A 14277-nucleotide genomic window follows, 5' to 3' on the forward strand; every position below is an offset into this window, starting at 1 on the left:
TCCGAGTGCACCTTGCCGTGCTCGGCCGAGATCAACGCGGCCAGCTCGTCACGATGGGCGTCCATCAGCTCACGGAACCGGAACAGCACCTGCGCCCGCCTGACCAGCGAGGCGTCCCGCCACGCCGGGAAAGCCGCCACCGCCGCCGCGACCGCCGCGTCCACCTCGGCCACCGACGCCAGCGCGACATGACCGCTGACCTCACCCGTCGCCGGGTAGAAGACCTCCGCCGTCCGGCCACCGCCGTCCGTCAGGGCGCCGTTGATCCAATGCTTGACCGACTTCACCGTTCTCCCTCTCCCAGTGCCAGTTCCACCGCGTCCACGAGCGCGCCCTCGGCGCAGGGGCGCGACACCACGTCCGCCGCCGCCAGGACGTCCGGGTGGCCGTCTCCGACCGCGATGCCCAGGCCGGCGGCCTGGATCATGTCGATGTCGTTGGGGTTGTCGCCGATGGCGGCGACCTGCTCCAGCGGCACCCCCCGGGCCTTCGCCAGCTCGCGCAGGGCGCTGCCCTTGGTCGCCCCCTCCGGCAGCACCTCCAGGTACGTCGCCTCCGACCGGACGGTGACCGTGCCCGCGATGTCCAACGCCGGCAGGCGGTCGCCGATCAGCATGCACTTGGTGATCCCGTCGGGGGGCAGCGACGCCCAGTCGCCGGGGTCGCGCAGCGTGATGCCGTCCCGGCGGGCGTAGTCCCGCAGCTCGGGCACGTCGTCCACGGCCAGCGCCTCCCCACCGGAGAACGCCACCGGGTACACGCCCGCGGGCAGCTCGCCGAACAGGCCGAGCAGCGTCTTCCAGGCGGTGGCCGGCAGGTGGCGGGAGCGCAGCACCTCGCCGGTCGCCAGGTTCACGGTGCGGGCGCCGTTGTAGAGGATGGCCGGGCCGTCCAGGCCCAGCTCGTCGTAGTAGGGGCGGGCCGAGCGTTCCATGCGGCCGGTGGCGATGACGACCTCGCCGCCCGCGGCCCGGTAGCGGCGCAGCGCCTCCCGGGCGGCGGGCACCATGACCAGGTCGCGCCCGACGAGCGTGCCGTCCAGGTCGGTCACGATCCAGCGGATCACGACGCGCTCCCCGCCCCGGCGACGTCGGCGGCCCCGGCGGCCACGTCGGCCAGCACCGAGGAGGCCAGGTCGAACCCGCCGACGCAGGCGAGGTAGCCGCCCGGCTCGAAGACGCTGCCCGACAGCGGGATGTAGACACCGCCGGCCTGCCTGACCAGCAGGGATCCGGCCGCGACGTCCCAGGCGTTGACGCGGGTGCCGTACGCGACGTCGGACCATCCGGCCGCGACGTGGGCGAGCTTGAGCGCGGCACTGCCGGGACGGCGAATGGTCGCGAACGACTGGGTCATCCTGGAGAAGCGGCGCAGCGCGCCCTCCTCGTCCTCGGCCAGGTCGCGCGGCGTGGGGTAGCTGGACAGCAGCACCGCCTCGCGGTCGGAACGGGCGCCCGCGCTGCGCAACGGCTCGCCGTTGCAGACGGCCCCGCCGAGCCAGGCGGTGAACTCGTCGTCGCGCACCGGGTCGTAGATCACCCCGGCCACCACCTCGCCGTCCACGGCGGCGGCGATCGAGGTGCAGAAGAACGGCAGGCCGACGGCGAAGTTGGCGGTGCCGTCGATGGGGTCGACGTACCAGCTGACGGCGCCCTCTCCCCTGGTGCCGCCCTCCTCGCCCACCACGACGCTGTCGGGGCAGAGCCGGTCGATGACCTCGCGGATGCCCTCCTCGGCCGCCTTGTCGTGCACGGTCACCGGGTCGTGGAAGTCGCGCTTGGTCTGGATCTCGGGCCGGGAGCGGAAGGCGCCGCGCAGCCGGTCGCCGACCGCCCTGGCCGCCTCGGCCGCGATGGCGGCCAGCTCGCGAGAGGTGTTCACGTCCATGTCTCCTCCAGGAGGCTCAGCAGGGCGCGGGGGTCCTCGACCGTGGCCTGAGGGCGCTGCCGCACCGGATACGGGATCTTGTCGGTGCTCGCGGACACCATCAGGACGGTCGCCCCTACCCCGGCCCGGGCGCCGCAGATCACGTCCCGGTCGTAGTTGTCGCCGACGTACCAGGTCTCGGCGGGGTCGACGCCGAGGGCGCGGCAGGCGAGCCGGATCATCTCGGGGTTCGGCTTGCGCACGCCGACCTCGTCGCTGTAGACCTGCGCCGCGACCAGGTGGTCCAGGCCGCTGCCGGCCAGGTAGTCGCGGTGCACGGCCCCGCACAGGGCGTTGCTGACGACGGCGGGGACGACGCCGTTCCGCAGGCAGGCGTTCAGCAGCTCCTCCATGCCGGTGCGCAGTTTCCTGTCGCTGCGCAGCTCGCCCATGCGCCTGCACAGGGGCGTCGCCTCGACGGAGACCAGCGTGCGGGCCTGCTCGGGCCAGTCGGTGGCGACGAACTCGGCCCAGAACCGGCGGTGCGTCATCTCCTCGGGCGCGAACTGCCGGGAGGTGGAGTCCTTCCAGTACTTGTCGGCTCGTGCACCGGCGCGGATGTCGCTCTCGACGTCCGCGGCCGTCAGGCCGTCGAACCCGGTCCTGGCCAGCATGGTGTGCACCTCGGCGGCCAGTTCGGCCGCCCAGGACGGCCGCTTGGCGGTCTCGACGATCACGCCCCCGAAGTCCAGGAGCAGCGCCTTGGGCCGGATCACGCGGTCACCCCCGCCCGGTCCCAGGAGGAGAGGCGGGCGCCGTCCGCGCCGAAGAGGTGGAGCTGCTCGGTCCAGCAGGGCAGCACGTCGCCGGGCGCGGCCCGCACCGGCGTGTACGACAGGGCGAACAGCTCGGTGTCCAGGACGCGCAGCCGTACCGTCCAGGAGGAGCCGGCCGGCAGCACGGCCTCGACCAGCGCGTCCTCACTCCAGGCGGCGGCGGGTGGCGCGCCGAGCCGCAGCGCCTCGGGCCGGATGCCGACGGCGGCCGGGGTGACCTCCGGGTCGCGCGCCGCCACGAACCGCAGCAGTGACCCGGCCAGCCCGCCGGGCGCGGGCCCGGTGTCCACGATGGCCATCGGCGGGCTGCCGACGAACTCGGCGACGAACCGGTTGGCGGGCCGCTCGTACATCTCCATGGGAGCGGCGAGCTGCTGCAGCTCGCCCTCGTTCATGACGGCGACGTCGGTGGCCATGGTGAGGGCTTCGAGCTGGTCGTGGGTGACGAAGACGATCGTCGCGCCGGACTCCTCGTGGATGCGCTTGAGCTCGGCCCGCATCTCCAGGCGCAGCCGGGCGTCGAGGTTGGACAGCGGCTCGTCCAGCAGCAGCACGGACGGGTTGACCGCGAGCATCCTGGCCAGGGCGACGCGCTGCTGCTGGCCGCCGGACAGCTGGGAGGGGTAACGGTCCATGGCGGCGTCGACGTGCACCATCTTCAGCGCCGCCTCGGCCCGCGCGCGCCGCTCGGGGCCCGGGACCTTGCGCATGCGCAGCCCGAACTCGACGTTGTCGCGCACGGACAGGTGCGGCCAGAGCGCGTAGTTCTGGAAGACCAGCCCCATGGCCCGCTTCTCGGGCGGGACGTAGACGCCCTGCTCGACGGAGTCCAGGACGCGGTCGCCGACGGCGATGCTGCCCGCGGTGGGCTGTTCGAGGCCGGCGATCATGCGCAGCGTGGTGGTCTTGCCACAGCCGGAGGGGCCGAGCAGGCACATGAAGGCGCCGTCGGGGACCACGAGGTCGAGGTTCTTCACCGCGTGGTCGCCACCGCCGTAGCTCTTGGAGACTGCGCTCAAGGTGATGTTCGGCATCTATCCTCCTAGGCCGGACGCCAGGCTGCTCTTGGTCAGCCGCTGGGTCAGGGAAGTCATGGTGAAGGAGAGCAAAGCGATCATGAGGACGACGCCGTTGGCGAGCTGCGTGTATCCGTAGTCGACCAGGCCGATGGAGAGCGTCGTGAGGAGCTGGGTGCCGGTGGTGGTCAGCATCACGACGATGCTGAGCTCCTTCAGCCCCGAGATGAACGGCAACACGATCCCGGTGACCAGGGCGCCCTTCTGGATCGGGAAGATGATCCGCCGCATCCGGTGCCACCAGGACGCCCCGGCGATCTGCGCGGCCTCCTCCGGCTCCCGGCCGAGCTGCATCATCGCCGCGATGCCCGAGCGCGAGCTGTACGGAAGATGCGTGACCGCCATGACCAGGATCAGCAGGAACGTCGTCCCGTACAGCGCCGGGACGGGCCCGCGGGCGACCGCGAACAGCGACAGCGAGGCGGCCGCGAAGGCGATGCCGGGGATGAGGTACGGCAGGAACGACACCTGGCGCAGGAACCCGGCGATGCGCGGGGCGGTGCCGCGGACCACCACGTACCCGATGAGCAGGCCGGCGACCGCGCAGATCAGCGAGGCCAGGCCGACGATGCGCAACGAGTTCCAGGCGGCCTGCCACAGCTCGGAGCCGCGCAGGATGCCGTGCGGGAACCCGACCGCGCCGGGGAGCCGGTCGGCGATCCAGTAGTCGAGCGTCAGGGTGGACAGGTCCAGCGGCGTGCGGGTGAGCGTGGACAGCAGCAACGTGAGCACCGGGATCAGCACGCTGACCACGAACACCACCGCGCCCAGCGCGAACGCCGGCCAGCGCCAGCCGCGCAGGTCGCCCAGCCGGTCCATCGCGCCCTTGCCGCCCACGGTGACGAACCTGCGCTGCTCGCGCATCAGCCGCATGTCGGTGAAGACGATCAGCACGCCGATGATCACGATGACGGTGGCGAGCACGGAGGCCACGCCGGTGCTGCGGTCCCTGATCGACTGGAACAGCCCGGTGGACAGCACCTGGTAGTCGGCGGGCAGGCCGAGCACGTACGGGGTGCCGAACGTGCCGAGCACCCGGCCGACCACGAGCAGCACGGCCGAGGAGAGCGCGGGCAGCATCAGCGGCACCACGATCCGCCGCACGACGACGCGCCGCGGCGCCCCGAGGATCCGGGCCGAGTCCTCAAGCTGGACGTCGATCCTGCGCAGCGCGTTGCCGACCAGCAGCAGCACGAACGGGTAGTAGTGCAGCCCCAGCGTGACGATGATCGGCAGCGGTCCGTAGGCCAGCCAGTCGGGGGTGCGCACGCCGGCCGACTCCAGGAAGCCCACCTGCCCGCCGGCCCGCGCGTTCTTGAACAGCGTCAACCAGGCCAGCGAGAACGTCCACGACGGCAGCATGTACGGCACCACCAGCGCCCCGGCCAGCCACTTGCGGCCGGGCACGTTGGTGCGGGTCACCAGCCAGGCCATCCCGCCGCCGAGCAGCAGCGCGAACAGGACGGTGCCGACCGCGACCACCAGCGTGTTGACCAGCGGCCCCCAGAACAGCAGGCCGCTGATCTGCGAGCGGAAGACCCGCCACAGGTAGTAGCCCGTCCACTCCCCCGGCTGCTGGCCGGCGTGCAACTCGTCGCCGAACTGGAGGCGGACGGCGTCCGACAGGACCGCGATCAGGGGGGCGACGACGAGGTAGGCGAGCAGGACGACGAGGATCAGGCCGAGCGCGGCGGTCGGGTCGTGCCGCAGGACCTGGAGGCGGTAGCGGAGTCGGCGCCGTCTCGGCGGGCGAGGCGGCGGTTCCGTCTTGGTCAGAACAGCCATGGGTCTTCCTTCGGGGGGTCTTCAGTGGCTTCGTTTGAGCATGGCGTCGGCGAGGGCGTCGGCGGCCTCGCCGAGCCGCCGGCCCACGGCGTCGAGTCGGGAGAGCAGTTCGCGTTCGCGCAGGGTGTCCATGTCCAGCGGGCCGGCGAACAGCTCGGTGAGCCGGGCCTGGTGGAGCTGGCGGACGCGGCTGCGGGACTTGCGGGTGGCGAGCACGGCCACGGTGACCGAGCCGGGGTCGCCGGTGATCTTCAGCAGGGCGCGGTCCAGCTGGTCCAGGCCGTCGATGACGGCGCCCAGCGGCTCGGTGGCGAAGGTGAGGTCGGCGGGCCCGAACAGGTCCGCCTCGCGCACGAAGTCGCGTAGCTGGTCCAGCACGTCGTCGATCGAGCGGGAGAGCCGGAACAGGTCCTCCCTGTCGATGGGGGTGGCCAGAACCCGTCTCAGCGCCCGGACGAGCTCGGCTCGCGCCGCGTCGCCCTCGTGCTCGACGTCGGCCATCCGGGCGCGGGCGGCGGCCTGACCGGTCGTGCCCGAGGCGGCCGAGCAGGCCAGCACGGCTCCCTCCCTGGCCACGGCGACCTGGCCGCGGACGAGGTCGATCACCCGGCGTCCCGACCGGCCGCGCAGGTCGTCCCAGACGCGGGCGAGCCGGCGGCTCCTCCCGCCGCTCACAGCAGCCTCAGGCCGAGCCCGGCCAGGGCGCCCAGAGCCATGGACGACGGCAGCGTGACCAGCCACGCCGTACCCATGTTCAGCACTCCCTGCCATCGCACCCTCCTGCTTCCTTCGCTTGCCACCACGCCGACGACTCCGGCCGTCACGGACTGGGTCATGCTGACCGGGCTGCCCAGGGCCGAGCTGCCGAGGACGGCGCCGGTGGCCGCCGTCTCGGCCGACAGCACGTGCAGCGGCCGGGTGATGACCAGGCCGCGGCCGACCCGCTCACCCACCCGGGGCAGCGTGGTGAGCGCCCCGGCGAGGAACAGCGCCACCAGCACGGCCATCCACCCCGGCGCGACCTGCACGGGCCCGACCCGGCCGAGTCCGTTGCGGCCCACGTCCACGGCGACGCTCACGACGGCGATCATCTTCTGGCCGTCGTTGACGGCGTAGGCCAGGCATTGGGCCGCGTAGGCCACCAGGTGGGCGGCCAGCACCAGCCCCGGCATCCGGCGCGAGGACGGCACCCGCCTGGACGCGGTCCCCAGCAGGTAACCGAGCCCCAGCCCGACCAGCGGCGCGCACGCCCCGATCGCCAGGACCGTGACCAGCCCGGCCCAGGCCACCGGCAGCCCCGCGCCGAGCCCGGCGCCCGCGATCCCGCCGATCACCGCCAGCGTCAGGCTGGTGGGCAGCCCCTTGCCGGTCAGCACCGCCACCACCACGACGGCGATCGCCACGCCGGCCAGGAACACGGCCGCGCCGCTCCTGGAGTCGAGCCCCGCGAGCCCCTCGGTGAAGGTCCGCGCGACCGCGACGCCCAGCACGTACGGCCCGGCGAACAGGACCACGACGAGCAGCGCGGCGGCCGCCCAGCCGGGCGTGCGCGGGAAGCGCAGGCCGAGGCCGATCAGCGTGGCGCCGTCGTTGGCCCCGCTGATCAGCACGAACAGGGTGGCCACCGCGGCGAAGGCCAGCGTCCAGCCCATCAGAGGTAGGGCCGCTGGTCGCGCTTGGCCTCGTCGTAGCGCTCGCGCGCGGCCCGGACGTCGGGCAGCCCGGACACCTCCGCGACCGGCACGTCCCACCACGCCTGCGCGCCGGGGCCGCCGCCGGGGACGGGCTCCACGTACACGACGGTGGTCCTGGCCGACTCCTTGGCCTTGACCAGGGCGGCCCGCAGCGACTCGGGGCCGTCGGCGCGCAGTACGTCGGCGCCCAGGCTGGCGGCGTTGGCGGCGAGGTCCACCGGCAGCGGCTCGCCGTCGAGGTCGCCGCCGGGCCCGCGGGTCCGGTACGCGGTGCCGAGCCGCCGCGCGCCCACCGACTCGCTGAGGTTGCCGATGGAGGCGAACCCCCGGTTGTCCACCAGGACGATCACCAGCTTGATCCGCTCCTGCACGGCGGTCGCGATCTCCTGCGCCATCATCAGGTACGACCCGTCGCCGACCAGCACGAACACCTCGCGTTCCGGCGCGGCCAGCTTCACCCCGAGGCCGCCGGCGATCTCGTAGCCCATGCACGAGTAGCCGTACTCGACGTGGTACTGCTCGGGGTCGGCGGGCCGCCAGAGCCGATGCAGGTCACCCGGCATCGAACCGGCCGCATTGACCACCACGCCGCCTTCGGCGACCTCGTTGAGGATGCCGAGCATGACGGGCTGGGTGAGCTCGGCGCCCGCGTAGGTGTGGCCGATCTCCGACTGCCAGGCGGCGGCCAGCGCGGCGGCCCGGTGGGTCCATTCGGGGTCGGCCCGCCAGTCCGTCTCGTCGAGGGCGCGCAGGGCCTCGCGGGCGTCGGCGACGAGCGTGGCGCCCGCGTTCTTGGCCGCGTCGAAGGCGGTGACGTTGACGTTGAGGAAGGCGGCCTGGCCGAACAGCGTCCTGGAGGCGGTGGTGAAGTCGGTGTAGCGGGTGCCGACGCCGATGACCAGGTCGGCCTCACGGGCCAGGGTGTTGGCCGCGTCGGTGCCGGTGTGGCCGATCGCGCCCGCCGCGCAGGGGTGGTCGTACGGCAGCGCGCCCTTGCCCGCCTGGGTCTCGCCCACCGGCACGCCGTGGTTCTCGGCGAAGCGGGTCAGCTCCGCCCACGCCCGGCTGTACCTGACCCCGCCGCCGGCCACGATCAGCGGCCTGCGGGAGCCGCGCAGCAGCTCCTCGGCCCTGGCCAGCGCGGCCGGCTCGGGCACCGGCCGGGCGACATGCCACACCCGGCGGGCGAACAGCTCCTCGGGCCAGTCGTACGCCTCGGCCTGCACGTCCTGGGGCAGCGCCAGCGTGACCGCGCCCGTCTCGGCGGGGTCGGTCAGCACCCGCATCGCCGCCAGCAGCGCGGACGGGAGCTGCTCGGGCCGGTTGATCCGGTCGAAGAAGCGCGACACCGGGCGCAGCGAGTCGTTGACCGACACGTCGTAGGACCGGGGGTCCTCCAGCTCCTGCAGCACCGGGCCGGGGGCGCGGGTGGCGAAGACGTCGCCGGGCAGCAGCAGGACCGGCACCCGGTTGATCGTCGCCAGCGCCGCGCCGGTGACCAGGTTGGTGGCGCCGGGCCCGATGGACGTCGTGCAGGCGAAGGTGGACAGCCGCGCACGGGTACGGGCGTAGCCGACGGCCGTGTGGACCATGGCCTGCTCGTTGCGGGCCAGGTAGTACGGCAGCGGGTCGCGCGTGCCCGCGCCCTGCTCGGCCAGCGCCTGGCCGACGCCCGCGACGTTGCCGTGGCCGAAGATCCCGAGCACGCCGGCGATCAGCCGCTGCTCGACGCCGTCGCGCTCCGACCACTGGTTGGCGAGGAAGCGGGTCAGCGCCTGAGCGGTGGTCAGCCTCATGAGGCACCTCCTTGCACGAGATCGGGCACGCCGCCCTCCAGCAGGCCGAGCGCGGTGTCCACGGCGGCTGCCACGTCGCCGTCGGGCGGATAGAGCAGCGCCCGGCCGACCACCAGGCCGCGGACGCCGGGCAGGCGCAGCGCCTTGCGCCAGGAGTCGTACATCTCGCCGGAGTCCTGGCCGGAGTCGCCGCCCAGCAGCAGCACGGGCAGCGTCGTGGACTCCACGACGCGTTCCATGTCGCGCACGACCGGGATCTTCAGCCAGGTGCGGGCGGAGGTGGCGCCGAGCCCCTGGCCGACGCTGATGGAGTGGATGACGGCCTCGGGCGACAGGTCGTGCCGCACGGCGCCGTCCTGCCGCCTGGACCAGAACGGCTCGACCATCGCCATCAGGCCGTGCCTGGCCAGGTCGGTGACCGCCTGGCCGCAGCTCGCCAGGGTGGCGGCGGTGGCGCTGTCCTCCAGAGCGATCCGGCACAACATCTTGCCGCCGTCGAGGCCCATCGCGGCGATGGAGGGGGCGTCGTAGGCGGTGAAGCGGTCGTCGAACTCGAACACCGAGCCGGCCACGCCGCCGCGGTTCATCGAGCCGATGACGATCTTGTCGTCGAGGGCGCCGAGCAGCAGCAGGTCCTCGACGATGTCGGGGGTGGCCAGCACGCCGTCCACGCCGGGCCTGGCCAGGGCGGTCACGAGCCGGTCGAGCAGGTCGGCGCGGCTGCGCATCGCCATCGGGTGGCCGGCGACGCCGAGGGCGCCGCGGGCCGGATGGTCGGCGGCGATGATGAGCAACTGCTCCCTGCCGTTCCTGAGCGGCCTGCGCCGGCGGGCCGCCGCCGCCTCGGCTATACGCTCCGGCTGCCAGGCGCGCTGGTCGAGCAGCCGCCGGTAGTCCTGCTCACGCATGCGTGGCGGCTCCTTCCGAGAGGGGGGCGGACAGGACGGCCTCGACCTCGTCCGCCGTGGGCATCGCGGGCGCGCAGGCCAGGCGTCCGGCGACGATCGCGCCGGCGGCGTTGGCGAAGCGCAGGGTGCGCTCCAGCGGCCAGCCTTCGAGCAGGCCGTGGCACAGGGCGCCGCCGAAGGCGTCGCCGGCCCCGAGCCCGTTGACCACCTCGACGGGCACGGGCGGCACCCGTACGGTCTCGGTGGCGGTCATGCCGAGCACGCCGTCCGCGCCCTGCTTGACGATGGCCAGTTCGACGCCCGCGGCCAGCAGGGTCTCGCCGGCCGCGCGCGGGTCGCGGGTGCCGGTGGCCACCTCGACCTCGTCGAGGTTGCCGGCCGCGACGGTGACGTGCGCGAGCGCCTCCCGCACCCGTTCGCGGGCGGAGGCCGCGCCGGCCCAGAACATGGGCCGGTAGTCCAGGTCGAGCACGGTGTGCCGGGCGCGCCCGCGGGCCCGCCAGGCGGCCAGGTGGGCGGCGTGGGACGGCTCGGCCGACAGGCCGGTCACGGTGGCCCAGAACAGCCGCGCCTCGGTGACGGCCGTCAGGTCGAGGTCGCCGGGTGTGATCTCCAGGTCGGGCGCGTCCTGGCGGTAGAAGTAGAGCGGGAAGTCGTCCGGCGGCCTGATCTCGCAGAACGTGACCGGGGTCGGCCGGCCTGGCGCGGCGCCGACCAGGCGGTCGTCCACGCCGTACGAGCGCAGCGCGTCGTGGACGAACGCGCCGAACGGGTCGTCGCCGGTCCGCGTGATCACCGCGCTGGAGCGGCCCAGGCGGGCGGCGGCGACGGCCACGTTGGTGGGGCTGCCGCCCAGGTACTTGCCGAACGTCTCCACGTGGCGCAGCGACACGCCGCTCTGGAGCGGGTAGACGTCCACGCCCACCCTGCCCATCGTCAGCACGTCGAGGGCGCTCATGCCAGGCCCCGCAGGAACGCCACGCCCGCCCGTACGTCGTCGGCCGGGCCGGCGCCCGCCTCGGGCTCGGCGTCGAGGACGACGTCCTGCTCCATGACGTACCAGCCGTCGTACCCGGCGGCGGTCAGGCGTTCGACGATGCCCCGGACGTCCACGTCGCCGAGGCCGAGCCGGCGGTAGATCCCGGCGCGGACGGCGTCGGTGTAGGTCAGCTCGCCGGCCCGGACGCGTCCGGCGAGCGCGGCGTCGACGTCCTTCAGGTGCACGTGGGCGATCCGCTCGGGGGCGCGGGTGACGAGGTCGAGCGGGTCGCCGCCGCCGATGAGCAGGTGGCCGGTGTCCAGGCAGAGCGGGACGTCGCTGCCGCCGAGCACCCGGTCCACCTCCTCGCCGGTCTCGACCATGGTGCCGACGTGCGGGTGCAGAGTGAGCGCGCGGCCGTCGCCCTTCGCCTCGTGGAAGGCGCGGTCGAGGTTGCCGAGCAGGGTGCGCCAGCCGGCCTCGTCCAGCTCGGGACGGGCGTCGTAGCCGTCGGCGCCGGTGGCCGCGGCCAGCACGACGACCACGTCCGGGGCGAAGGAGGCCCAGGTGGCGCGGAGCGCGGGCAGCGGGTCGTGGGCGGGGTCGTGCAGGACGGCGGGGACGAATCCGCCCACGGCGCGCAGCCCGTACCGGCCGAGCAGGTCGCGGTCGGCGGGCAGGAAGCCCTCGGGGCCCAGTTCGGTGGCGGTCAGGCCCAGCTCGGCCATCTCGGCGAGCACCCGGTCGGCGGTGAGCTGGTGTCCCCATCCGGGCACCTCGCACACGCCCCAGGAGATCGGTGCGGCGGCGATCCTCACTTGGCCACCTCCAGCACGCGCACCGGGCGGCCCTCGCGGCGCGCCAGGTCGGCGGCCTCGGCCAGGTAGAGGGCGGCCAGGGCGTCGCGGACGGTGCAGGGGCTCTCGCTCTCGCCCCTGGCCATCGACAGGAACGCGCCCATCTCGGCGACGTAGGCGGCCTCGAACCTGGTCTGGAAGTCCGGCCACGGCGGCCCGTCCGGGCTCAGGCCCTCGGCCGAGCGCAGCGGGGTGCGGTCGCCGAGCCCGACGGCGCGGGTGCCGAGCGTGCCGGCCAGCTCCATGCGCACGTCGTAGCCGGCGCCGTTGTAGCGGGAGCCCTGGAGGGTGACCAGCGTGCCGTCGTCCATGACGATCAGGGCGGCGCTGTTGTCGACGTCCCCGGCGGCGGCGAAGTACGGATCGCCGCGATTGGCGCCGACCGCCTGCACGACGTCCGCCTCGCGGCCGGTGACCCAGCGCAGGATGTCGAAGTCGTGGATGTGGCAGTCGCGGAAGATGCCGCCGGACTGGGCGACGTACTCGGCGGGCGGGGGCGCGGGGTCGCCGGTCAGCATGTGGACGCGGTGCAACTCGCCGAGCTCGCCCGCCAGCAGCGCCTCGCGGGCGGCCCGGTACCCGGCGTCGAAGCGGCGCTGGAAGCCGATGTGCACGCCGATCCCGGCCCGTTCGACGGCCTCGGCGACCCGTAACGTCTCCCTGACGGTCGGCGCGGCCGGCTTCTCGCAGAACGCCGGCACCCCCCGCTCGCACGCCAGCAGCAGGGCCTCGGCGTGGGCGGAGGTCGGCGTCGCGATCACCACCGCGTCCGCGTCGAAGGGGTCGCCGGTCCGGGCGCCGAGCCGCCGCGCCACCTCCTCCGCCCTCGCCGTGTCCACGTCGGACACGACAAGCTCGTCAACCAAGGTGGACAGCGTTGTGGCATGGAACATGCCTATACGTCCAAGGCCCAGCAGACCCACACGCATGATCGCTCCTCATCCAGGGGGGCCTCCAGTTCTAGATGAACAGGAGATGAACAGTCAAGGGTTTGTCCTGACATAAGGATGAACTGTCGTAGCTGGGCGGCAAGGCCGTAGCTGGATCCCCACGTAAGAATGTCTTGACAAATTATTCACGTGACGTTCATCGTGAGCACACAATGGCGCCGGTCGGGGCTGGCGCGGCGCCTGCGAACCCGAGAGGCAAGAGGAGTGACGCCATCATGAGGCGTACCGGGAAGATCATCTCCATGGCGTTGCTGGCGACCGCCGCCGTGGCGTGCGCGCCCTCCACCGCAGGCGGAGGACCGTCGGCGGCGGCGACGGCCAAGGCGCTGCCCGGCCCGTCACTCGATGCGAACTTCGACCTGGAGGCGCTGGTCTCCGCCGCGAAGAAGGAAGGCAGCGTCCTGGTCTACGACTCCAGCGGCGACATCGAGGAAGTGGCCAAGGCGTTCATCGCGAAGTACGGCATCGCCATGGAGGGGGTGAAGTCGGACACCCCGCAGACGGCCGAGAAGATGACCAGGGAACACGCCGCCGACAACGTCACCATCGACGCGGCCATGTACGAGGACGGCGGCGTCCTGGTCGGCCAGCTCGCGCCGCAGGGCGTCACGCAGACCTGGATCCCCGGGGACCTGAAGGACCAGATCCCGGCCGAGAACCAGAACCCGCTGCTCGCGCTCTCCAAGGCGACGGTCTTCGGCTACAACACCAAGCTCTCCCCCGGCGGCTGCCCGGTGAAGAACGTCTGGGACCTGACCGACCCGGAGTGGTCCGGCAAGCTGGTGATGCAGGACCCGCTCGGCAAGCCGACCGTGCTGTCGTTCTTCACCCAGCTCGACGCGTACGGCAACCAGGCGCTCGAACAGGCCTACCAGGCCAAGTACGGCAAGCCGCTGAAGACCGAGGAGAAGAGCGCCGCCCTGGAGTGGATCAAGCGGATGTCCCTCAACAAGCCGGTGCTGACAGGCTCGGACGAGGACATCTCCGCCGCGGTGGGCGCGCCGGCCGCCACCGACAAGAAGATCGGCTTCATGTCGATCTCGAAGTTCCGCAACAACGAGGACAAGGGCTACCATCAGGCCGCCTGCGAGGGGATGACCCCCTTCGTCGGGTTCAGCTACCCGAAGTACGCGGCGATCGCCACCAAGAGCAAGCACCCGAACGCGGCCAAACTGTTCGTGCACTTCATCATGACCGAGGAAGGCGTCAAGCACGAGATCGGCGAGGGCGGCGTCTCGGGCAACAGCACGGTCAAGCCGATGGTCACCCCGCCCGGCCTGTCCGACTGGCAGGGCCAGCTCTTCCACACCGACCCCAAGGGCCTGCTCGGCGACCTGCGGAACCGCCAGACCATGTCCGACTTCTGGCGCGTCAACCGCAGCTAGCGCGGCCGAGGACCGCCCGGCCGGGAGCCTCCGGCCGGGCCGTTCGGCATGCCCTGGCTCAGGTATAACACTTAATGTCCTGACATAAGGATGACGTATTGATTTCTTGTAAAACTGTCGTTACTTTCTGGGGCAACATCAACAC

General features: G+C 72.8%; 14 protein-coding genes. 1 reads left to right on the forward strand and 13 read right to left on the reverse strand.

The window, feature by feature from the left end:
* The 13 genes from ACWCSU_RS37755 to ACWCSU_RS37815 all read right to left on the reverse strand — a co-directional run.
* Positions 1-287 (reverse strand): aldehyde dehydrogenase family protein (locus tag ACWCSU_RS37755; RefSeq protein ID WP_449941609.1); only part of this gene is annotated, 287 nt, incomplete at its 3' end.
* A complete protein-coding gene (locus ACWCSU_RS37760; RefSeq protein WP_449941611.1) occupies positions 284-1066 on the reverse strand; it encodes a Cof-type HAD-IIB family hydrolase in 783 nt (260 codons plus the stop codon). The genes ACWCSU_RS37760 and ACWCSU_RS37755, both read right to left, overlap by 4 nt.
* Entirely contained in the window at positions 1063-1887 is an 825-nt protein-coding gene (locus ACWCSU_RS37765; protein WP_449941613.1) for an inositol monophosphatase family protein, read from the reverse strand. Before ACWCSU_RS37765 ends, ACWCSU_RS37760 begins: the two co-directional genes overlap by 4 nt.
* Positions 1878-2642 carry an HAD family hydrolase gene (locus ACWCSU_RS37770; RefSeq protein WP_364087362.1) on the reverse strand — a complete coding sequence of 255 codons (765 nt, stop codon included), beginning with the start codon at positions 2640-2642 and terminating at the stop codon, positions 1878-1880. The genes ACWCSU_RS37765 and ACWCSU_RS37770 overlap by 10 nt, the downstream gene beginning before the upstream one ends.
* Positions 2639-3736, reverse strand: coding sequence for an ABC transporter ATP-binding protein (locus ACWCSU_RS37775; protein ID WP_357708013.1), 1098 nt, complete (start codon positions 3734-3736; stop codon positions 2639-2641). The genes ACWCSU_RS37770 and ACWCSU_RS37775 overlap by 4 nt, the downstream gene beginning before the upstream one ends.
* A complete protein-coding gene (locus ACWCSU_RS37780; protein ID WP_364087358.1) occupies positions 3737-5563 on the reverse strand; it encodes an ABC transporter permease in 1827 nt (608 codons plus the stop codon). It abuts the gene before it with no gap.
* A 21-nt stretch (positions 5564-5584) separates the two neighbouring features.
* Entirely contained in the window at positions 5585-6238 is a 654-nt protein-coding gene (locus ACWCSU_RS37785) for a DUF47 domain-containing protein (RefSeq protein WP_397043813.1), read from the reverse strand.
* Positions 6235-7215, reverse strand: coding sequence for an inorganic phosphate transporter (locus tag ACWCSU_RS37790; RefSeq protein ID WP_397043811.1), 981 nt, complete (start codon positions 7213-7215; stop codon positions 6235-6237). The genes ACWCSU_RS37785 and ACWCSU_RS37790 overlap by 4 nt, the downstream gene beginning before the upstream one ends.
* Positions 7215-9053 (reverse strand): 3D-(3,5/4)-trihydroxycyclohexane-1,2-dione acylhydrolase (decyclizing), encoded by a 1839-nt coding sequence (gene iolD / locus ACWCSU_RS37795; protein WP_449941617.1) that lies wholly within the window; start codon positions 9051-9053, stop codon positions 7215-7217. The genes ACWCSU_RS37790 and iolD overlap by 1 nt, the downstream gene beginning before the upstream one ends.
* On the reverse strand, positions 9050-9961 hold the full coding sequence (locus ACWCSU_RS37800; protein WP_449941619.1) for a class I fructose-bisphosphate aldolase: 912 nt from the start codon (positions 9959-9961) through the stop codon (positions 9050-9052). The genes iolD and ACWCSU_RS37800 overlap by 4 nt, the downstream gene beginning before the upstream one ends.
* Positions 9954-10919: a 5-dehydro-2-deoxygluconokinase gene (iolC, locus tag ACWCSU_RS37805; protein WP_357708003.1), complete on the reverse strand. Its 966-nt coding sequence runs from the start codon at positions 10917-10919 to the stop codon at positions 9954-9956. The genes ACWCSU_RS37800 and iolC overlap by 8 nt, the downstream gene beginning before the upstream one ends.
* The gene (locus ACWCSU_RS37810; protein ID WP_449941620.1) at positions 10916-11758 is read right to left on the reverse strand and encodes a TIM barrel protein; all 843 of its coding nucleotides are present in this window, start codon (positions 11756-11758) and stop codon (positions 10916-10918) included. The genes iolC and ACWCSU_RS37810 overlap by 4 nt, the downstream gene beginning before the upstream one ends.
* A complete protein-coding gene (locus tag ACWCSU_RS37815) occupies positions 11755-12726 on the reverse strand; it encodes a Gfo/Idh/MocA family protein (protein ID WP_449941622.1) in 972 nt (323 codons plus the stop codon). Before ACWCSU_RS37815 ends, ACWCSU_RS37810 begins: the two co-directional genes overlap by 4 nt.
* A 236-nt stretch (positions 12727-12962) precedes the next feature.
* On the opposite strand from ACWCSU_RS37815, the gene ACWCSU_RS37820 reads away from it, so the two are divergent.
* Positions 12963-14132, forward strand: coding sequence for an ABC transporter substrate-binding protein (locus tag ACWCSU_RS37820; RefSeq protein ID WP_449941624.1), 1170 nt, complete (start codon positions 12963-12965; stop codon positions 14130-14132).
* The last annotated feature ends 145 nt before the right edge of the window (positions 14133-14277 follow it).

It is taken from the genome of Nonomuraea sp. NPDC001699, from assembly GCF_053596455.1.